This is a genomic window from Tritonibacter scottomollicae, assembly GCF_032924845.1.
Taxonomy (GTDB): domain Bacteria; phylum Pseudomonadota; class Alphaproteobacteria; order Rhodobacterales; family Rhodobacteraceae; genus Epibacterium; species Epibacterium scottomollicae.
This window is the reverse complement of record NZ_CP136704.1, coordinates 1,590,013-1,609,392: the sequence shown is the minus strand read 5'-3', so window position 1 is coordinate 1,609,392 and position 19,380 is coordinate 1,590,013. Positions and strand designations below refer to the sequence as shown.

General features: G+C 63.8%; 17 protein-coding genes. 9 read left to right on the top strand and 8 right to left on the bottom strand.

Annotated elements, in window-relative coordinates; all coding sequences use genetic code 11:
* The first annotated feature begins 330 nt into the window (after window positions 1-330).
* Complete coding sequence (locus tag R1T40_RS08165; protein WP_106162864.1) at window positions 331-702, top strand: helix-turn-helix domain-containing protein; 372 nt, start codon at window positions 331-333, stop codon at window positions 700-702.
* Window positions 703-997: 295 nt separating this feature from the next.
* Window positions 998-1,780, top strand: a complete 783-nt coding sequence (gene hisN / locus R1T40_RS08160) for a histidinol-phosphatase (protein ID WP_317386546.1) — start codon at window positions 998-1,000, stop codon at window positions 1,778-1,780.
* Between the two features lie 11 nt (window positions 1,781-1,791).
* Here the strand turns inward: hisN and R1T40_RS08155 are convergent, their stop codons facing one another.
* The gene (locus tag R1T40_RS08155; RefSeq protein ID WP_106162862.1) at window positions 1,792-2,016 is read right to left on the bottom strand and encodes a hypothetical protein; all 225 of its coding nucleotides are present in this window, start codon (window positions 2,014-2,016) and stop codon (window positions 1,792-1,794) included.
* Between R1T40_RS08155 and R1T40_RS08150 the strand changes: the two genes are divergently transcribed.
* On the top strand, window positions 2,015-3,367 hold the full coding sequence (locus R1T40_RS08150; RefSeq protein WP_317386545.1) for an 8-oxoguanine deaminase: 1,353 nt from the start codon (window positions 2,015-2,017) through the stop codon (window positions 3,365-3,367). The genes R1T40_RS08155 and R1T40_RS08150 overlap by 2 nt on opposite strands.
* 5 nt (window positions 3,368-3,372) lie before the next feature.
* On the opposite strand, the gene R1T40_RS08145 is transcribed toward R1T40_RS08150, so the two are convergent.
* Together R1T40_RS08145 and guaD are read right to left on the bottom strand one after the other, a co-directional pair.
* Window positions 3,373-3,906, bottom strand: coding sequence for an NADPH-dependent FMN reductase (locus R1T40_RS08145; RefSeq protein ID WP_317386544.1), 534 nt, complete (start codon window positions 3,904-3,906; stop codon window positions 3,373-3,375).
* Between the two features lie 169 nt (window positions 3,907-4,075).
* Window positions 4,076-5,365 (bottom strand): guanine deaminase, encoded by a 1,290-nt coding sequence (gene guaD, locus R1T40_RS08140; RefSeq protein ID WP_317386543.1) that lies wholly within the window; start codon window positions 5,363-5,365, stop codon window positions 4,076-4,078.
* Between the two features lie 137 nt (window positions 5,366-5,502).
* Here guaD and mgtE point away from each other — a divergent pair, with 137 nt between their 5' ends.
* Window positions 5,503-6,891 carry a magnesium transporter gene (gene mgtE / locus R1T40_RS08135; RefSeq protein WP_317386542.1) on the top strand — a complete coding sequence of 463 codons (1,389 nt, stop codon included), beginning with the start codon at window positions 5,503-5,505 and terminating at the stop codon, window positions 6,889-6,891.
* 20 nt (window positions 6,892-6,911) lie between these two features.
* Entirely contained in the window at window positions 6,912-7,496 is a 585-nt protein-coding gene (locus R1T40_RS08130; RefSeq protein WP_317386541.1) for a 5-formyltetrahydrofolate cyclo-ligase, read from the top strand.
* A gap of 87 nt (window positions 7,497-7,583) precedes the next feature.
* On the opposite strand, the gene R1T40_RS08125 is transcribed toward R1T40_RS08130, so the two are convergent.
* The gene (locus R1T40_RS08125) at window positions 7,584-8,423 is read right to left on the bottom strand and encodes a 2OG-Fe(II) oxygenase (RefSeq protein WP_106162857.1); all 840 of its coding nucleotides are present in this window, start codon (window positions 8,421-8,423) and stop codon (window positions 7,584-7,586) included.
* A gap of 307 nt (window positions 8,424-8,730) precedes the next feature.
* Between R1T40_RS08125 and R1T40_RS08120 the strand changes: the two genes are divergently transcribed.
* From R1T40_RS08120 to R1T40_RS08110, 3 genes are all read left to right on the top strand, one after another.
* Entirely contained in the window at window positions 8,731-9,543 is an 813-nt protein-coding gene (locus tag R1T40_RS08120) for a TIGR00282 family metallophosphoesterase (protein WP_106163103.1), read from the top strand.
* 574 nt (window positions 9,544-10,117) lie between these two features.
* Window positions 10,118-11,896, top strand: a complete 1,779-nt coding sequence (locus R1T40_RS08115; protein WP_106162856.1) for an SLC13 family permease — start codon at window positions 10,118-10,120, stop codon at window positions 11,894-11,896.
* Window positions 11,897-12,024: 128 nt separating this feature from the next.
* Window positions 12,025-12,489, top strand: coding sequence for an META domain-containing protein (locus R1T40_RS08110; protein ID WP_317386540.1), 465 nt, complete (start codon window positions 12,025-12,027; stop codon window positions 12,487-12,489).
* Between the two features lie 70 nt (window positions 12,490-12,559).
* Here the strand turns inward: R1T40_RS08110 and R1T40_RS08105 are convergent, their stop codons facing one another.
* Both R1T40_RS08105 and R1T40_RS08100 read right to left on the bottom strand, forming a co-directional pair.
* Window positions 12,560-14,233: an FAD-binding dehydrogenase gene (locus R1T40_RS08105; protein WP_317386539.1), complete on the bottom strand. Its 1,674-nt coding sequence runs from the start codon at window positions 14,231-14,233 to the stop codon at window positions 12,560-12,562.
* Between the two features lie 316 nt (window positions 14,234-14,549).
* Window positions 14,550-16,325, bottom strand: a complete 1,776-nt coding sequence (locus R1T40_RS08100; RefSeq protein WP_106162854.1) for an SLC13 family permease — start codon at window positions 16,323-16,325, stop codon at window positions 14,550-14,552.
* Between the two features lie 415 nt (window positions 16,326-16,740).
* Here R1T40_RS08100 and R1T40_RS08095 point away from each other — a divergent pair, with 415 nt between their 5' ends.
* Window positions 16,741-17,481, top strand: coding sequence for a YebC/PmpR family DNA-binding transcriptional regulator (locus R1T40_RS08095; RefSeq protein WP_106162853.1), 741 nt, complete (start codon window positions 16,741-16,743; stop codon window positions 17,479-17,481).
* A gap of 79 nt (window positions 17,482-17,560) precedes the next feature.
* Here R1T40_RS08095 and R1T40_RS08090 read toward each other — a convergent pair whose 3' ends face one another.
* Together R1T40_RS08090 and R1T40_RS08085 are read right to left on the bottom strand one after the other, a co-directional pair.
* Window positions 17,561-18,361 carry a COG3904 family protein gene (locus tag R1T40_RS08090; protein ID WP_317386538.1) on the bottom strand — a complete coding sequence of 267 codons (801 nt, stop codon included), beginning with the start codon at window positions 18,359-18,361 and terminating at the stop codon, window positions 17,561-17,563.
* Between the two features lie 125 nt (window positions 18,362-18,486).
* A complete protein-coding gene (locus R1T40_RS08085) occupies window positions 18,487-19,377 on the bottom strand; it encodes a LysR family transcriptional regulator ArgP (RefSeq protein WP_317386537.1) in 891 nt (296 codons plus the stop codon).
* Window positions 19,378-19,380 lie beyond the last annotated feature (3 nt).

The following is a 19,380-nucleotide window of genomic DNA, read 5'->3' as shown; positions in this document are numbered from 1 at the left end:
TCGGCATTGATGCAAGCGCATATACAACGATTTACAGCCTCGCTATTTATGGCGGGTGGCTGGAAACCGTATTTGCGGTATTAACCATTCTAAATTTTGATGCATAAAATCATATATTTGCTTGGCCCGGCCCGTTGCGCGCGTGTTGCTTTACTTGAATTCAACCACGAAGAGCGTACACTTTCCACATAACTGAACCTCTGACTCTAACCAAAAGATACCGATGACGGTTTGTGCGCCATCGGCCTGCGGGTCCGGAAATAGAATTGTGGGCCTTGTGAAGGCTGCACCGCCAGCATTCTGGGCTACCGTAACTGGGAGATACTTTAAATGGCACATCCCGTCGACACTCACGTTGGCAAACGCATTCGACATCGCCGCTGGCTGATTGGAATGACGCAGCAGCAATTGGCTGAAAAAGTTGGAATTAAATTTCAACAGATCCAGAAGTACGAAACCGGCGCGAACCGCGTCAGCGCGTCGCGGCTCTGGGACATTTCTGATGCGCTCGGCGTGAACGTCAGTTTCTTTTTCGAAGGGCTGCAGGATGAGGACAAGGCCGTCGCTGAAAAGGCGCGTGTGCCTGCGGACCTCATGGGCGACAAAGAAGCGCTTGATCTGGTGCGGTCCTACTATGCCATTCCGGAAAACCAGCGCCGCCGTCTTTTTGAACTGGCGCGTGTTCTGAGCGACGTCGCCTGACAAAAACTAGATATGTTGGACGTGTCTGTTCCGAACATATTCGCTTTACACATCCGCATACCCGAGGAGGCCGCAATTGCGGCCTCCTTTTCGTTGGGATGTATCCATCGTTTCATCACGGCGATGTGTTTTCATCGCTTTGCAGCATCGCTCTGTGCCTTCCGTTGGGCGGATTGGCGGAATTGCATTCGTTTTTTCTGCAATGGGTTTGCCTCGGGCTTTTCTCTTGAAAGCATCCGCGCGCCATGGCACCCGCAGGACACCGCTATCTTTTGATTTGACCGGGACCCTTGCCATGACGATGTCTGACCTCGACGTTGCGCGACAGCTTGCCGATGCGGCGCGCGCTGTCATCCTGCCGCATTTCCGCAATGCCAATACGACCGCTGACAACAAGCTGCATGACGGCTTCGACCCTGTCACCATTGCAGACCGCGCCGCAGAGGAGGCGATGCGCTCTGTCTTGGGCGACCTGCGCCCGGAGGATGGCATTCTCGGCGAGGAATTTGCCCCGAAATCGGGAACAAGCGGGCGTACCTGGGTGCTGGACCCGATCGACGGCACCCGCGGTTTCATCAGCGGCACGCCGACATGGGGGGTGTTGATCGCCCTGTCGGATGGGGATGGTCCGATGTTGGGCATTGTCGATCAGCCCTACATCGGTGAGCGTTTCGAAGGCACTCGTGACCACGCCCAGGTCGTTGGCCCGCATGGCACCCGACCGCTGGTCACGCGCCGCACGGACAGTCTTGCGGATGCGATCCTGTTCACCACCTTTCCCGAGGTTGGCACCGAGGCCGACCGCGCCGGGTTTGAGCGGGTGGCACGTGAGGTCAAGCTGACCCGCTATGGCATGGATTGCTATGCCTATGCGCTGCTGGCGGCGGGCACGGTGGATCTGGTGATCGAGGCCGGGCTCAACGCCTATGACATTCAGGCCCCCATCGCGGTGATCGAGGCGGCAGGGGGGATCGTCACCAATTGGGAAGGCGACCCCGTGCACAACGGCGGTCGCGCGCTTGCGGCGGCCAACCCGCAGATTCACGCCGCCGCTCTGGCTTTGCTCAAGGCGGGCTGACCGGAACAGCATCAGACAAAGCGCGCCGCGATCCTGTTCCGGTCCAGTGCCCATGATGCGGCCATGTCAGGGTTGATTTTCAGGATTTCGGCAAAACGCTTATGCGGGTTGCCGAACTTGCCCCATCGCGGCAGCGGTTGTACCAATAGGGGCGCGCCGAGTCCTTTGCCCCTGTTCTGTCGGCGCATCATCACCTCCACACACCGAAACGGGCGATAGATGGAGCGTGAAATCATGTCTGCTTTTTTGATCAAGAACGTTGAAACCCTGCTCACCATGGATGACGCACGGCGGGTGCTGAAATCCGTCGATATCCGGGTTCGCGACGGGGTGATTGCCGAAATCGGCACCGGGCTTCGAGGCGAGGAACCTGTGGTGGAGGCCCGCGGCACGGTGGTCACCCCGGGGCTCGTCAACACCCATCACCACCTCTACCAGAACCTGACCCGCGCGGTGCCGGGCGGCCAGGATGCGCTGCTGTTCGGTTGGCTCCAGACGCTCTACCCGATCTGGGCGCGCATGGGGCCTGCGCATCTGCAGGTCTCCACCCAGCTGGGGCTGGCAGAGCTGGCACTCTCGGGCTGCAGCCTGACCTCGGATCACCTCTACCTCTTTCCCAACGGTGGACGGTTGGACGATACCATCCATGCCGCCGCCGAGGTGGGGCTGCGCTTTCATCCCACCCGCGGCGCCATGAGCATCGGCGAAAGCGATGGCGGCCTGCCGCCCGACAGCCTGGTGGAGCGCGAAGCGGACATCCTCGACGACATGATCCGGGTGGTGGACGCCTTTCACGATGCGAGTGAAGGCTCCATGTGCCGGGTTGGCCTCGCGCCCTGTTCGCCGTTCTCGGTCAGCCGCGAGCTGATGCGCGACACGGCGGTTCTGGCCCGCGACAAGGGGGTGATGCTGCACACCCATCTGGCGGAGAATGGCGAGGATGTCGCCTATAGCGAGGCGCAGTTCGGCTGCCGCCCGGGTCAATACGCCGAGGATCTGGGCTGGACCGGCGAGGACGTCTGGCACGCCCATTGCGTGAAACTCGACGGGCAGGAGATTGATCTCTTTGCCAGAACCCGTACCGGCGTGGCCCATTGCCCCTGCTCGAACTGTCGCCTCGGCAGCGGCATCGCGCCGGTGCGTCAGATGCGTGATGCCGGCGTCAAGGTCGGCCTCGGGGTCGACGGTTCCGCCAGCAACGACATCGCAAACATGTGGGAAGAGACCCGTCAGGCCATGCTCCTGCAGCGGGTCGCCAATGGCGCCGATGCGATGTCCGCCTACGAGGCGCTGGAGATGGCCACACGCGGTGGCGCCGACGTGCTGGGGCGGGTGGATTGTGGCCGCATCGCGGTTGGCAAACGCGCCGATCTGGCGATCTGGGATGTCTCCGGTCTGGCCTCCAGCGGCAGCTGGGATCCAGCGGCGCTGGTGCTGGCCGGGCCACGCCAGGTGCGCGACCTGTTCGTCGAGGGGCGTCAGGTGGTCCGCGACGGCGCCGTCACCACGCTGGACCTGCCGGGGGTGATCCGCCGCCATGGCGAGATGACCCGCGCGCTGGCCAACGGAGAGGCCAACGGCGGCTAGCCGTCTCAGGCGGATGTGCAGCGGCTGCGAAACAACTCCAGATACTCCGCGACCGCCGCGCGCATCTCATCTGCCCGCATCTGCGTCACGATCTCTTCCGGGCTGCGCTTCAGCAGGTCTAGGCGCAGAAACGGCTCCGCCATGAAGCCGCTGCTCACCGTTGACAGCACCCGGCGCAATTGCGCCAGCATCTCATCGCCCCGATGCGAGCCATGCATCAGGGCGATGGGTTTGGCGATGATCTCCTCGCGCGACACCAGCCAGTCGATGGCGTTCTTCAGCCCGCCGGGCAGGGCGTGCACATATTCCGGACTGGCGAGGATCAGCCCGTCCGCCTCGGCGATCTGATCGGCAAACGCCTGCACCGCGGCGGGCAGCGGCGCGGCCTCCAGATCCGGAGAGAACACCGGCAAGCCCGCGAGCCCTGCAAAGACGGAGATATCGAAAGCGGGCGGCGCAACCTCTGCCACCGCCCGCAACAGCGCGGTATTGCTGGAGGCCTGCCGGGCGCTGCCGGAAATCGCCAAGAGTTTCATCATCTTGCTCTTTCTGCGTCGCTTGGGGGTGCCCTCAAAGGGGCAAACCCCGGATGCCTACGTCTTTTGACCGCAGATATCCCGGGGGTGAGGCCCGTCAGGGCCGAGGGGGCAGCGCCCCCTGCAGGCTCGGGCCCCTTGGGGCCTGAGCCACCGGACATCCACGCCGCACTCACACCACCTTGCGACCGGCAATGCGCACCTCCGATATGGCACGGTCATCGCCCATCATCACGGTGGCAAACAGCGCCTCCCAGAGGTCATCTGCCCGCGCCACCCGCTGAGCGATCGCCGGGGTGGATGCCAGGTCGAGCACCACGAGATCCGCCTCCATGTCGACCGCGAGGTTGCCGACCTTGTCCTGCAGCCGCAGCGCGCTGGCCGAGCCTTGGGTGGCCAGCCACAGCAATTGCGCCGCATGCAGGGGCGTGCCGCGCAGCTGCGCCACCTCATAGGCGGCAGCCATGGTGCGCAGCATCGAGAAACTCGACCCGCCGCCGGTATCGGTGGCCAGCCCGATCCGCTGTCCCTCCGCCATCAGGCCGTGCAGATCAAACAGGCCTGAGCCGATGAAGGTGTTGGAGGTCGGGCAATGCACCAGGCTTGCACCGCTTTCGCGCAGCCGGTCGCGCTCGCGCGGCTGCAGGTGGATGGCATGGCCAAACACCGCCCCTTCGCCCAACAGGCCAAAGCCCTCGTAGGTGTCGAGATAATCGCGCGCCTGCGGGAACAGCCCGCGCACCCATTCGATCTCGTCCAGCTGCTCGCTCAGATGGGTCTGCATCAGGCAGCTCGGGTGCGCCGCCCAGAGTGCGCCAAGCGCCTCCAGCTGTTCCGGCGTCGAGGTGGGCGAGAACCGTGGCGTGATCGCATATGTCAGCCGGTCGACCCCGTGCCAGCGCGCGATCAGCGCGGCACTCTCGTCATGGGCCGTTTGGGGCGTGTCGCGCAGGCCCTCGGGCGCGTTGCGATCCATGCAGGTCTTGCCCGCCACCACGCGCTGGCCGCGTGTCTGAGCGGCGGCAAAAAGCGCCTCGACGCTTTCGGGGTGGATGGTGCAGTAGCTGGCGACCGTGGTGGTGCCACAGGCGGTGGTCAGGTCCAGATAGCGCGCCGCGATCTCTGCCGCATAGCCCGCATCGCCAAACCGCATCTCCTCGGGAAAGGTATAGGTGTTCAGCCAGTCGATCAGCCGCTTGCCCCAGCTGGCGATAATCGCGGTCTGCGGATAATGCACATGCGCGTCGACAAACCCGGGCAGGATCACCTTGTCCCCATGGTCCAGCAACTGCGCCCCCGGCAGCGCCTTCACCAGCGCCGCCCTGGTGCCAAGCGCCACGATTCGACCACCGCGCAGGGCAATGGCCTCATGCTCCTGCACCGCGGCCTCCGGTCCGGTCTCGGAAAAGGGAGAGGCCACAAAGGACAGCACCCGGCCCAGAAGAATGAGATCTTGTTCCATCGACGCATCACACCTGTTGTAAAATCATGCAGACACAGGATAGGCCTCCCACAGCCGAGGGTAAATCGCTGACGAACCGTTGCGTTCTCCCGGCACCTTCCTTTAGGCAGATGGTTCAGAAAACCGGAGGGCTGCGGATGACCACAGGCGAGGACACCCCCGACGTCGAAGCCACGGGCGAGGACGCCTACGAGCTGGACCGCAAACGGGTCGCGCAGATCCTCTTTGCGCTCGATCGGGATGAGCGCGAAACGCTCGTCGAGCTGATGGAGCCGCTGCACCCGGCCGACATCGCCGACCTTCTGGAACAGATCAATGCCTTTGACCGGGGGCGGTTGATCCGCCTCTATGACAAGGAATTCGACGGCGACATCCTGTCGGAACTGGACGAGTCGATCCGCGAAGAGGTCATCGCCGCGCTGACACCACAGGTGCTGGCGGATGCGGTGCGCGACCTCGACAGCGATGATGTGGTCGACCTGCTCGAGGACCTCGAGGAGCCGCAGCAGGAAGCCATCCTTGACGCGCTGGAAGACAGCGACCGGGTCGCGGTGGAACAATCGCTGGCCTACCCGGAGAACTCCGCCGGCCGTTTGATGCAGCGCGAGGTGGTCACCGCCCCCGAACACTGGAGCGTCGGTCAGGTCATCGACCACATGCGCGAGGCCGAGGAGCTGCCGGAACAGTTCTACCACGTGGTGATCGTCGACCCGCGCATGCACCCCGTAGGGCAGGTGACGCTGGGTCGGCTGATGAGCTCGCGCCGGACCCTGCCGTTGCTGGAGATCATGGAGGAGACCTTTCAGGTCATCCCCGCAGATCAGGACGAGGAAGACGTCGCCTATGCCTTCAATCAGTATCACCTGATTTCCGCCCCGGTGGTGGATGGCGACGGTCGACTGGTCGGCGCCATCACCATCGACGACGCCATGGTGGTGCTGGACGAGGAACACGAAGAAGACATCCTGCGCCTTGCCGGTGTCGGCGACGGCAGCCTGTCGGACAAGGTGTCGGAAACCACCAAGCAGCGCTTTCCCTGGTTGGCGGTGAACTTGGTGACGGCGATCTTCGCCTCACTGGTGATCGCCCAGTTCGAGGCCACCATCGCGCAGTTTGTGGCGCTGGCCGTGCTGATGCCGATCGTCGCCTCCATGGGCGGCAACGCAGGCACCCAGTCGCTGACGGTGGCGGTGCGCTCACTTGCCACGCGCGACCTGACCGGCGCCAACGTCTGGCGGGTGATCCGGCGCGAGGTGCTGGTGGGGCTGATCAACGGCGTCATCTTTGCCGTCGTCATGGGCATCATCGGCGTGATCTGGTTCGGCACGCCCATGTTGGGCGTCGTCATCGGTGCCGCAATGGTGATCAACCTTGTCGTGGCGGGGCTCGCAGGCACGGTGATCCCGGTTATTCTGGATCGTATCGGCGTCGATCCGGCGCTGGCCTCCGGCGCCTTTGTGACCACGGTGACGGATGTGGTTGGCTTCTTTGCCTTCCTCGGTCTTGCCGGAGCGATATTGCTGTAACAGGTCGGCAGGAGCAGGACATGAGCGAGACGGATCAGGACGCCAGCGCATTGGCAGCGATCAAGGCGGCGGCGCGCAAGGCGGCCTTCGTGCGCCGCAAGGGCGCGTTTGAGGCGCAGCATCCAGGCGCGGCAGGCCATCTGGCTGAGGTGCTGGCCGGCTATCGCGGCGTGCCGCTGGCCGGTTACATGGCGATCCGCACCGAGATCGACCCGCTCGCGGTGATGGCCGAAGCCGCCGCCCATGGCCCCGTAGGCGTGCCGGTCATTCAAGGCGCGGGCTTGGCCTTGGAGTTCAGCCGCTGGCACCCCGAGGGCGCGCTGCGCGACGGACCCTTTGGTGCCAAGGTGCCGGAGGTGGACGATTATTTCGATCCCGAGATCCTGATCGTGCCGCTGGTGGCCTTTGATGCTGCGGGCAACCGTCTGGGCTATGGCGGCGGCTTTTACGACCGCACGCTGGAACGGCTGCGCAGCCGTCGTGCCACGCTGGCCATCGGTTTTGCCTTTGACGCGCAGGAGGCCGAGCAGCTGCCGTTGGAGCCCACCGACCAGCCGCTCGACATGATCGTGACCGAAAGCCGGATCCTGGATTTCAAACGCTAGGAACACCCCGTACGGACCCGAACGGGCCGCCAGCCGGTGCATATATGTTCGGCGCCGTCAGCGGTCCGTGTCGGCAGCCCCGAGAGATCAGAACCCCAGCTTCTCCAGCCGCCACGCCAGTTTGCGGTGGATCACCGGCGGCAGAAGATCCTGCAGCAGCTCGCGCCGTGCCACCTGCCGGTCACGCTGGTCCTTGCTGCCGGGGCGGGGCTTGAACAGGGTGGTGTGGCTTTTGCGGGTGCTGTCCCAAGTCGCGGTATAGTAATACAGCGCGATCGACATGCGCGGTTCGCCATCGGGGTGGTTCACCGGCTCCGGGTTGCCGTGCCAGCTGTCGGAGGAGGTGGAGAACATGCACATCCGGTTGAACTCCGGCACGTAACTGCCGAGCTTGTTGGACATATTCTCATCCCAGACCTCGAAGGAGCCGCCATACTCCGCGCGCCAATCCTTGTTGAGATAGATCAGCATATTGACCCGTCGTTCGAGGTTCAGCCCGGCGTGGTGGTTGAAATCCGCATGGATGTCCAGATGGCCGCCATTGGCCACCACATGCACGCCGCCACCGGCGAAATAGGGATCGGGGATCAGCCCCTTGATGCCGGTCAGCTCTTCCACAAACGCCAGCACGGGACGCGAATTCAGCGCGTAGAACAGCTGTCGGGTGTACATCGGCAGGCGCTCCGGCACATAGGAGGTCTTCAGCCGTTCCTGCGGGCGGTCATAGCTGTTCTCCGCCTCCGGCAGCTGTTTCAGCTCCTCGCGCACGCGCTCCAGGATCTCCGGGTCGAGAAAACCGTCGTAGCCACCGTAGTTGAAGGGGCCGCGCGATTGGTATTCCGGCGCCAGCGCAGTGGCCGCAGAACGGGCATCCTTGGTGGACATCAAAAGCGTGTCGGGGTCGAGGCTCAGAATCGGTGTGGACATGATAAAACTCTCGCAAACGGCGGATGCAAAGGGGCGGCAGGCGGATCTGCTCTTGCTAAGGCTCGTCGCCTCGGCTCCATCTCGCAACCAATTTATCTAAAAACTGTAATTTTTGCAGGGTGAACCGGATAAAGCTCGCGGCAATCTCCTATGGCATGCAGGATTGTTTGCCGCATCGCAACAGTTTCCATGCAAGGGCGCGCGCGTCGAGGGGCAGGACTGCGCCACCGGTTGAGAGCCGTGGTGCAACATCGCAGCGGCAGCTTTGGCTCTTGTGGCGCATCGCGACAGCGCCTATTCGGGGACTATGCGAATTCTGTTTCTTGGCGATGTCATGGGCCGCGCGGGACGTGCGGCGATTTCCGAAAACCTGCCGCGTCTGCGCGACGACTGGCGGCTCGATTTTGTCGTGGTGAATGGCGAGAACGCCTCCAACGGCATGGGGCTGTCGGGCGAACACGCCAAGCTGCTGTTTGATGCGGGGGCCGATTGCGTGACGCTGGGCGACCATGCCTTCGATCAGAAGGACATGCTGCAGTATATCGAACAGGACAGTCGGATCGTGCGGCCTTTGAACTTTGCCAAGGGGGCACCGGGGCGCGGGCACCGGCTGTTCACGGCGCGTGGCGGCCAGAAGGTTCTGGTGCTGCAGGCGCTGGGGCAGGTGTTCATGAAACGCGCCTTTGACGATCCCTTTGGCGCTGTGGAAGGCGTGCTGAAATCGCACCCGCGCGGGGGCTTGGCACAGGCGATCATCGTCGACATGCATTGCGAAGCCACCTCGGAGAAGATGGCCATGGGGCATTTCTGCAATGGCAAGGCCTCGCTGGTGGTGGGGACCCACACCCATGTGCCGACCGGCGATGCGCAGATCCTCGAGGGCGGTACCGCCTATCTGAGCGATGCGGGCATGTGTGGCGACTACAATTCGGTGATCGGCATGGACAAGGCGGAGCCAATGCGTCGCTTCCTGACCGGCATGCCCAAGGGGCGGTTTACACCGGCCTCGGGCGAGGCGACCTTGTCCGGCGTCTATGTGGAAACCGATGATCGTACCGGGGCTGCCAAACGCATCGAAATGGTGCGCCAGGGCGGTTTGCTGCAACAGGCGGCGCCCTGAGGCAGAGGGATCTGTTTCGCCTCTCCTGAGACGATGACTGCCCGATCTTTTCAAAGCAAGTTCGCCATTGGAAAGGGTGTGCCCTGCGCACTTCGTTCGCGTTGCTGAAGATTGCCTAGTCGCTGTCTCACCTGTGTTTAGTCCGGGTCACGCAACGCCCGACGCGGGGCGCGAAATGAGTATTGGCCGGACCGGTGGCACCCTCCGGGCCGGGGGCTCCCGCCCGTCGTCATGTTTTTTGACAAAAACCCTCCTCCCGTTGGGCCGGGCACCGCACGCAAGCGTGCGGTGCCCGGCCCAACCGAGACCGTTTCTCTGGCGCAGGCCAGAGCAGCGTGTCTTGGGCGGGAGCATCCCCGCCAGTTGGTCCGGGGCAGCAGGTCGCGAAACCTTTGCCGACGCTCGGCGACCAGCAGCGCGTGTCGCATCCGCGACGTCTGCGTTGATCATACTGCGTTTACTGCATTTTTGCTGCGACAATCGCTTGCTGTGCGACGCGGGATCGGTGAAACTGACCGCCAGCTGACACGCCCTCGCGGAGTGCGGCGGGATAACCCTGGCATAGTGGATCTACATGTTTCTCTTTCAATCGGGTGACACATCGAGCGCCATTCTTGCGCTGTTGATCGTTCTTGCGATGTTCGTGGCGTTCCTGCGCGAATCCTATCCGACCGAGGTGGTCGCCATCTGTGGCGTGTCTGTTATGCTTGTCACCGGCGTGCTGCCGTATAGCGAAGCACTGCCGGTCCTTGCCAACCCGGCGCCTTGGACCATCGCCGCGATGTTCGTGATCATGGGGGCGATGGTGCGCACGGGTGCGTTGAATGCCTTTACGGCTGTGGCGCGCAAAAAGGCCGAGGTCAGCCCGAGACTCGCCGTCGCCCTGCTGATGGGGTTCGTGGTGATTGCCTCTGCCTTTGTGTCCAACACGCCGGTTGTTGTCGTGATGATTCCGGTGTTCATCCAGATCTCGCGCACGCTCAATGTGTCGGCCTCCAAGATGCTGATCCCATTGTCCTATGCCGCTGTGCTTGGCGGGACGCTGACGCTGATTGGGACCTCGACCAACCTGCTGGTGGATGGTGTCGCGCGCGCGCAGGGGCTGGAGCCGTTCTCGATCTTCGAAGTGACCCCGCTGGGGATCGTGGTTGTGATCTGGGGCATGCTCTACCTGCGCTTCATCGCCCCACATCTTCTGCCGGAGCGCGACAATCTGGCGATGATGCTGTCGGATCGTTCCAAGATGAAATTCTTCACCGAGGCGGTGATCCCCCCGGACAGCAACCTGATCGGGCGCGAAGTGACCGGCGTTCAGCTGTTCAAACGCCCCGGTGTGCGTTTGATCGACGTGATCCGTGGCGATGACTCGCTGCGCCGCAACCTCGAAGGCGTGCAGTTGCAGGTGGGGGATCGGGTGGTCCTGCGCACCAAGATGACCGAACTGCTCAGCCTGCAAAGCAACAAGGAGCTGAAGCGCGTCGATCAGGTCTCCGCAGTGGAGACCAAGACCGTCGAAGTCTTGATTACGCCCGGCTGTCGTCTGGTTGGCCGCAGCCTTGGCGCAATGCGTTTGCGGCGGCGCTACGGCGTCTATGTGCTGGCAGTGCACCGGCGCAATCAAAACATCGGCGTGCAGCTGGATGATCTCGTCGTGCGCGTCGGTGACACGCTGCTGCTGGAGGGGGCCCCTGGCGACATTCAGCGGCTCGCGGCGGAAACCGACATGGCTGACGTCTCGCAGCCCACGCAACGTGCCTATCGCCGCAGTCATGCGCCGGTCGCTGTGGCCGCGATGGTCGGCATCGTGATTGGCGCGGCCTTCGGGCTTGCGCCGATCTTCATGCTGTCGATCCTTGCTGTGGCGCTGGTGCTGGTCACCCGTTGCATCGATGCGGACGAGGCCTTCTCGTTTATCGACGGGCGCTTGTTGGCCTTGATCTTCTCCATGCTGGCCATCGGTGCGGCACTGGAAAGTTCTGGCGCGGTGCAGCTGATCGTGACGGCAATCGGGCCCTCGCTTGCAGACCTGCCGCCATTCTTCCTTGTCTGGGCGGTCTATCTTCTGACGTCCGTGCTGACCGAGCTGGTCTCCAATAACGCGGTCGCCGTTGTTGTCACGCCGATCGCGGTGGGGTTGGCGCAGTCTATGGGGCTCGATCCCCGCCCGCTGGTGATTGCGGTGATGATCGCGGCGTCAGCTGCCTTCGCGACACCGATCGGCTATCAGACCAACATGCTGGTCTATGGGCCCGGCGGCTACAAGTTCTCGGACTTCCTGCGCGTTGGCATCCCGTTGAACCTGTCCATGGGGCTGCTGGCCTCGGCGGTGATCCCGCTCCTGTGGCCGCTCTGACGGGGATCAATTGGCAGCAACTGCGCGTCTTTCCGCGCATCGCTGCGTCGCGCCCAACGGCGCCTCTTGTGGTGGCCTGATTGCAGTCCCACATTTGATAAGTGAATTAGAAATTGGGAATGGGACCCATGCAAACAACCCGACGCGCATTTATCGCAGCAATTATGATTTCGGCGTCCGCCATTGTCATCGGGGTGCAGACACGTGCCACCGAAGTGGGCCACTCTGCGCTCACCGAGACGGACTGGACCCTGAGCCAGATCGAGGGCGCCGAACCGCTGGAGGGACGTGGTCTTGATCTCAGCTTTGCCGAGGATGGACAGTTCGGAACCAGCGCTGGCTGCAACCGGTTCATGGGCGAGGCGGAGATCGACGGCGAGGCGATTAGCTTCCCGGACAAGATCGCGGGCACCATGATGGCCTGTCCGGAAGGGCTGGCGGAGCAGGAGGAAACAGTGCTGGCGCTGCTGGCCCGGGTGACCTCCTACCAGATCGAGCCGACGGCGCTGATCCTGCTGGATGAGGAGGGCACCGAGCTGCTGCGCTACAGCCGCGACGCCGAGGAAGAGAGCTTGCTGGAGACCGGCGGCTGACCTATCCGGACTGCGCGCGCCTATCGAGAGCATGCTTGGCCTGTCAGTGATGCTGCCCGGATGCGGTGGCTCAGGCGATCTTGTTCGAGCGTCCCGCCTGTCGGCCTGAAAACAGGCACCCGCCCAGAAAAGTGCCTTCCAGTGCGTTGTAGCCGTGATAGCCGCCGCCACCAAAGCCGGCGGCTTCTCCCACCGCAAACAGGCCGGGCAGGGGCTGGCCATCTGCGCCCACCATCTGACTGTCGAGGTTGGTTTGCAGCCCGCCCAGCGTTTTGCGCGTCAGGATGTTGAGCCGCACGGCGATCAGCGGTCCGTTTGCGCGGTCCAGAATGCGATGCGGCTTGGCGGTGCGAATAAGCCTGTCACCGCGGTAGTTGCGCGCCGCATGTATCGCCTGGATCTGCCGGTCCTTGGCAAAGGGATTGTCGACCTGCGCATCCCGCGCCTCGATCTGGGCGCGCATATGGGCTTCGTCCACCGCAACATCGCCAATATCGTTCATGCCCCGGATCAGTTCCGACAGCGTGTCGGCGACCACAAAATCGGCGCCATGTTTCTTGAAGGCCTCCACCGGCCCTGGTGCCTGTCCGCGCGACAGCAGGCGGGCGCGCAGCACCTCGCCCCATTTGCCGGAGGTCAGGTCCGGGTTCTGTTCAGAACCGGACAGGGCGAATTCCTTCTCGATGATCTTCTGACTGAGGATGAACCAGCTGTAGTCCTGTCCGGTGGCGAGGATCGCCTTCAGGGTGCCCAGCGTGTCGAACCCCGGCAGCGCCGGGTCGGGCAGGCGGCTGCCATGAGCGTCGAACCACAGCGACGAGGGGCCGGGCAGGATGCGGATGCCGTGGTTGGGCCAGATCGGATCCCAGTTGCGCAGGCCCTCGCAGTAATGCCACATGCGGTCGTTGTTGATGATATGGCCACCCGCGGTCTGCGCCACCTTCAGCATGCGCCCGTCGACGTGGAAGGGCACGCCAGAGACCATGCGGTTTGGCGCGGGGCCCAGACGCTCCACCGGCCAGTTGGCACGCACCATCTCCAGATTGCCGCCAATGCCACCCGAAGCCACGATTAGCGAAGGGGCATAGACCTCGAACTCACCGACCTCCTGGCGGCTGGTCTGAGCGCCGATCGGGCTGGCGTCCTTGGCGAGGATTTCTCCCGACACCCCCTTGATGAGGCCGCCCTGCTGGATGACGTGGCTGACCTGATGGCGAAAGCGTGCCTCAATGCGCCCAGCCGCGATATGCGCCTCGACCCGTTGGGCGAAGGGCGCAACCACGCCCGGCCCGGTGCCCCAGGTGACGTGAAACCGCGGCACCGAATTGCCATGCCCCTCGGCGCGGCCATCGCCGCGCTCGGCCCAGCCGACGACCGGAAACCAGCGCAGGCCCAACCCGTGGAGCCACTGGCGCATGTCGCCTGCGGCAAACTCCAGATAGGACTTGGCCCATTGGCGCGGAAAGTAATCCTCGTCGCGGTCGAATTGCGCGCTGCCGGCCCAGTCACGCCGTGCCAGATCGAGGCTGTCGCGAATACCCATGCGGCGCTGTTCCGGCGTGTCGACCATGAACAGCCCGCCAAGGCTCCAATGCGCCTGCCCACCGAGGAAATGCGGCGGTTCCTGCTCCAGCAGGATCACCCGCTTTCCGCGGTCGGCCAGCTCGTTTGCCGCCACCAGCCCGGCCAGCCCGGCGCCAGTCACGATGACATCTGCGCTGTTGTCTCTCTGCGCGGCGGCCATGGCGTTCCTCCCCGGTTCGCGGTGTTCTTCTGTCTGAGCCTAGGCGCAAGGGGGCGCGCCGCGCAATCCTTGCGTGTGGCGCTGCCGTGAGGGCAGGTGCCGCGGCGCGGTAGTGCCGAGCCTCTCGTCCGTGCGACATGAAAGGTCAGCGCCACAGAGGTGTTGCGCCGCACCCTGTGCGTCGCGAGGGGGCGGGGGCCGCGCCTTCGGCGCGGCCCCCGCCCGGCCCAACGCTTTTGATGGTGGCTCTGCCGCAGGCAAAAGGGGCGGGAGCACCCCCGCAGTATTCAGCTGTGCGGCTGTGTCAACGACCGGTCTAAAGCGGCCAGAACAGCAGGATCGCGGGGATCGAGACGGTGATCACCAGGATCTCCAGCGGCAGCCCCATGCGCCAGTAATCGCCAAATCGATAGCCGCCAGGGCCCAGAACAAGCGTGTTGTTCTTGTGCCCGATCGGAGTAAGGAAAGCCGCCGAGGCCGCCACCGCCACCGCCATCAGGAATGGATCGGGCGAGACATCCAGCGCATTGGCCATCGAAATCCCAACCGGCGCCGCCACGATCGCCGTGGCGGTGTTGTTCAGCACATCCGAGAGGGTCATGGTCACCACCATCAGCACCGTCAGGATCGCCCAGGCGGGTAGCCCCTGGGTCAGATCGACCAGCGCCGTAGCGAGCAATTCTGTGCCGCCGGACTTTTCCAGCGCCTGCCCCAGCGGGATCATCGAGCCCAGCAACACAATCACCGGCCATTCCACATGGTCGTAGATCTCCGCCACCGGCAGGATCTTCAGCAGCACGTAGCTGATCGCCACCAACCCCAAGGCGATCGGCAGATACACCAACCCGAAAGAGGCCGCCGTCACCGCCGCCGCGAAGAGACCGATCGCCCACCAGGTCTTGTCATTGGCCGTCACCGACAGGCCTCGTGCGGCCAGCGGCAAACAGCCCAGCCAGTCGGCCACTTCGGTGCCGCGATCACGCGGGCAGAGGATCAGCAGGATATCACCGGGAGCGACTTCGGTCTGGCGCAGATGCTTCTTCAGCCGCTGGCCCTGTCGCGCGATGCCCAGCAGCACCGCGCTCTGCCGCCAGGCCAGCCCCACCGCCTGCGCACTGCGCCCGGCAATGCGGGAATGTTCGGGCACCACCACCTCGATCAGCTCCAGCCCGTCGCCCGCCGCCTTCAGTTTCTCCTCGCGCGCAGCATCGGAGAAGTCGAGCTTGAGGGTCGAGCGGAACTCGTCCAGCGCCTCCGGCGTGGCCTCCAGCACGATGGTGTCGCCGGCCTGCAGGATCGCCCCCGCCGAGCGACCATACCGCCGCTGGCCGCTCCGCATGAGCCCGAGAATGGCCACATCGGCCTTCTCTGCCTCCGGGTCCAGACCGCCCAGCCGCTGGCCGATCAGCTCCGACTCTTCCGGCACCGTCAGCTCCGCCACGTAAGGAGAAAGCTGGCTCTCCGTCGCGCCTGCCGCGCCGGAGCGGTCCGGGATCAGCCGCCAGCCCACAAGGGCGACAAAGGCCAGACCGGCCGCGGCAGCTGCAAGGCCCACGGGGGCGAAATCGAACATCTTGAACGGTTCGCCCAGCGTGTCATGGCGGATACTGGCGATGATGATGTTGGGGGGCGTGCCGATCAGCGTCGCCATGCCGCCAAGGATGGTGGCAAAGGACAGGGGCATCAGGCTTTGGCCCGGCGCGCGCCCCGCCTTGCGCGCAGTCTGGATGTCCACCGGCATCAGCAGCGCCAGGGCCGCCACATTGTTCATGAAGGCCGACAGCACCGCGCCGACGCTGCCCATCATGACAATATGTGCCCCCAGCGAACGGCTCTGATCCACCAGGGTGCGGGTGATCAGATGCACCGCCCCGGATTTCACCAACCCGGCAGAGACGATCAGCACCAGCGCCACAACCAATGTGGCCGGATGACCAAAGCCCGCGAAGGCGTCCTTGGTTTCCACCAGCCCCAGCACCACGGCCACCATGAGCGCGCCAAAGGCCACCAGATCATAGCGGAATTTTCCCCAGAGGAGCAGGCCGAATACGGCGGCAAAGAGGCTGAAAAGCAGGGTTTGGTCCAATGTCATCGTTGGCTCCGGGGTTTTTAGTAGGCATCACCTCAGCACCTTCGGCAATGCTCTGGTATTACAGCTGTGAACAATCAGTCGAGGAAAATCAATTGGCTACGTGGGGTTCATGTTCTAGGGGCGTACTCGTGGACCGGATGGGTCGCTATGTTTATGCGCTCATTGATCCACGCAAGAACGAGATGTTCTACATCGGTTTCGGCATAGGAAGACCAGGTCTCGGGCTATGTTGCCGTGGAACAGGTTCTTGAGGAGGTGCGCTCCGCAAGAAATGCAGAATGCCATACACACTCTGTACCGGATGTGACGCGTTCGAACCCTCCTCGTGGCAAAGAAAAACAGCCCCGGCTTGAATGCCTGCACGCTCCGGGGCTATATGAGCGCCAGTTTCTGAAATCAAAACATAGGATGCACCATGGCAGGCCATTCCAAATGGGCGAACATCCAGCACCGTAAAGGTCGCCAGGATGCTGCGCGATCCAAGCTGTTCTCCAAACTCTCCAAGGAAATCACCGTCGCCGCCAAGATGGGCGACCCGGATCCGGAAAAGAACCCGCGCCTGCGTCTGGCCGTCAAGGAGGCCAAGTCGAACTCCGTGCCCAAGGACGTGATCGACCGCGCCATCAAGAAGGCCACCGGCGGTGACGCGGAGACCTATGACGAGATCCGCTATGAGGGCTATGGTCCCAGCGGCGTCGCGGTAATCGTGGAGACGATGACCGACAACAAGAACCGCACCGCCTCCACCGTGCGCTCGACCTTCTCCAAGAACGGCGGCAATCTGGGCGAGACCGGCTCTGTCGGCTTCATGTTCGAACGCAAGGGCGAGGTCGCCTATCCCGCCGAAGTTGGCGATGCGGACACGGTGATGATGGCGGCGATCGAGGCCGGCGCCGAGGATGTGGAAAGTTCCGAGGACGGTCACATCGTCTATTGTGCGGACACCGATCTGAACGACGTGTCCAATGCGCTGGAGGCCGAGCTGGGCGAGAGCGACAGCACCAAGCTGATCTGGAAGCCCACCACCACCACCGAGCTGGACCTGGAAGGCATGCAAAAGCTGATGCGGCTGGTGGATGCGCTGGAAGACGACGACGACGTGCAGCGGGTCACCACCAACTTCGAGGCCTCCGACGAGGTGATGGCGCAGCTCTGAGCGGCCCCTGACAAAGTAACCCGAGAACGGCCTCGCCCATCTGGCGGGGCCGTTTGTCGTTTGGGGCGTTTGGGATCGTCTAGTCGCGGAGCCAGCCGGCGGCTCTGAGCACGCTCAGGTCCGGAAACCACATGTCCTGTGCCGGGGTGTCATACATGCGCGCGACAAACATCGGGGCGATCCCATGAGACAGGAAAAACGCGCGATCCTTGTCCTGTGCCGCCTCGATATCATAGCCGGGCAGATGCACCACCGTCGCAAACCCGTAGCCATGAAATCCAAGCCGCGCATCTGGGGCGAGGCTGCGGCGCTGTCCGGCTGCGAACAACAATGTGCAGGCCGAGGTGCAGTCCCCCTCCACGTAAGTGTCTAGCCCTGCCGCAGAGATCACCTGAGCCGTGCCACGGGCCTCGAAGACATGGCCGCCGGGGCTGGTCAATGACATGCGGCGCAGGTTCGGATGTGCCACAAGAAGGCCCGTGAGCCGTGCTTTCAGCCCATAGGTGATTTCGCCCTCAAACCGCAGTTCGATGCCGTCTGAAGCGACCTCCAGCACATAAAGCTGCTCTCTCTCGCGCCGCATCTGCTGGTCGAATGTTTCTTCCACGGGCGGGCGCGTTGCGATCAGAACCAGATCCCACCACAGCGTTGCCGAGGCGAGCAGAGCCAGAAAACAGGCGAAATACCCGCCCCAGCTTGCCACCATTGCGCCGGTGTCGCGGATATGGGCGTCGGCGCTGTGATGGTAACGTGTGATCTGCCATATCAGCACGAGCGCATCACTGGCGATCACCGCAGAGGCCAGCGTCAGCGGCATGTCAGCCAGGTGGGTCAAACCCCAAAGCATCGCAATCACCAGCGCACGCGGCATCGCCAGCATGAGCCAGAAGGTCCACCCGAACGACCGGGGCGATGAAAGAAGGGCGCGCCGCATGCAACCAGCCTAGCACTGTCCGGCGCGCGCTCGCTAGCGGCAGGTGAGCGGCCGGTGGGTTGCGTGCTCGCCTAGGCGTCTACAGGCGTCAGCGTCCTCGCCGCCGCACGGCGCGCGGCTTGGGTGATGTCGCGCAGGGCGGGGGCCATGATCCGGCTCACCTGCCAGTAGAGCGGCGTACCAAGCGTGCTGCCCGGCACCAGTTCCACCAGATCCCCGCGCTCCAGATAGGGGCGGGCCAGTTGCACCGGGTTCATGCCCCAGCCGAGGCCCGCAGTCGCTGCATCCAGAAAGGCCTGTGTCGACGACAGGTAATGGGCGGGCGGCACGACATCCGGGGTCACATGGGTCGCCAGCCAGCGGTGCTGCAGGCGATCCTTGGTGTTGAAGATCATGCAAGGCGCGCGTCCTGCGGCCTCCGGCGTCAGCCCGTCTGCGAACCAGCGCGCCATGAAGGCGGGGCTGGCGGTGGCCACATAGTCCAGCTGCCCAAGCGCAAAGGCATCGCAGCCCGCCACCGGGCGTGCCTCGGCGGTCACGGCGGCAGAGACCTCGCCGCGGCGCAACCATTCGGTGCTATGGTCCTGATCGTCGATCACCAGTTCGAACAGCACATCGCCCGCCGCCACCATGGCCTCGACAAACCAGGTGGCAAGGCTGTCGGCGTTCACCGCAACCTTGAGCCGGGCGGGCGTGCTGGTGGTGTCCAGCGACAGATCCCGGCTCAGCCTTTGCTCCAGCAGGGCGACATCTTCGGCATGTTTGGCGATGCGCAGGCCGGTTTCGGTGCCAGTGCAGGGGCTGGTGCGGTTCACCAGCGGTGTGCCGATGCGATCCTCCAGCGCCTTGATCCGCTGCGAGACGGCCGAGGGCGTCACCCCAAGCAATGCGGCAGCTGCGTCAAAGCTGCCAAGATGGAGGACCGCCGACAACGCGGCCAGTTGAGGGGGATCAAATCTCATTAG

Excerpts from the sequence above, each read along its gene's own strand:
- R1T40_RS08165 (WP_106162864.1), top strand. The coding sequence starts at position 331 with ATGGCACATCCCGTCGACACTCACGTTGGCAAACGCATTCGACATCGC.
- hisN (WP_317386546.1), top strand. The coding sequence starts at position 998 with ATGACGATGTCTGACCTCGACGTTGCGCGACAGCTTGCCGATGCGGCG.
- R1T40_RS08150 (WP_317386545.1), top strand. The coding sequence starts at position 2,015 with ATGTCTGCTTTTTTGATCAAGAACGTTGAAACCCTGCTCACCATGGAT.
- R1T40_RS08155 (WP_106162862.1), bottom strand. The coding sequence starts at position 2,016 with ATGATTTCACGCTCCATCTATCGCCCGTTTCGGTGTGTGGAGGTGATG.
- R1T40_RS08145 (WP_317386544.1), bottom strand. The coding sequence starts at position 3,906 with ATGATGAAACTCTTGGCGATTTCCGGCAGCGCCCGGCAGGCCTCCAGC.
- guaD (WP_317386543.1), bottom strand. The coding sequence starts at position 5,365 with ATGGAACAAGATCTCATTCTTCTGGGCCGGGTGCTGTCCTTTGTGGCC.
- mgtE (WP_317386542.1), top strand. The coding sequence starts at position 5,503 with ATGACCACAGGCGAGGACACCCCCGACGTCGAAGCCACGGGCGAGGAC.
- R1T40_RS08130 (WP_317386541.1), top strand. The coding sequence starts at position 6,912 with ATGAGCGAGACGGATCAGGACGCCAGCGCATTGGCAGCGATCAAGGCG.
- R1T40_RS08125 (WP_106162857.1), bottom strand. The coding sequence starts at position 8,423 with ATGTCCACACCGATTCTGAGCCTCGACCCCGACACGCTTTTGATGTCC.
- R1T40_RS08120 (WP_106163103.1), top strand. The coding sequence starts at position 8,731 with ATGCGAATTCTGTTTCTTGGCGATGTCATGGGCCGCGCGGGACGTGCG.
- R1T40_RS08115 (WP_106162856.1), top strand. The coding sequence starts at position 10,118 with ATGTTTCTCTTTCAATCGGGTGACACATCGAGCGCCATTCTTGCGCTG.
- R1T40_RS08110 (WP_317386540.1), top strand. The coding sequence starts at position 12,025 with ATGCAAACAACCCGACGCGCATTTATCGCAGCAATTATGATTTCGGCG.
- R1T40_RS08105 (WP_317386539.1), bottom strand. The coding sequence starts at position 14,233 with ATGGCCGCCGCGCAGAGAGACAACAGCGCAGATGTCATCGTGACTGGC.
- R1T40_RS08100 (WP_106162854.1), bottom strand. The coding sequence starts at position 16,325 with ATGACATTGGACCAAACCCTGCTTTTCAGCCTCTTTGCCGCCGTATTC.
- R1T40_RS08095 (WP_106162853.1), top strand. The coding sequence starts at position 16,741 with ATGGCAGGCCATTCCAAATGGGCGAACATCCAGCACCGTAAAGGTCGC.
- R1T40_RS08090 (WP_317386538.1), bottom strand. The coding sequence starts at position 18,361 with ATGCTGGCGATGCCGCGTGCGCTGGTGATTGCGATGCTTTGGGGTTTG.
- R1T40_RS08085 (WP_317386537.1), bottom strand. The coding sequence starts at position 19,377 with ATGAGATTTGATCCCCCTCAACTGGCCGCGTTGTCGGCGGTCCTCCAT.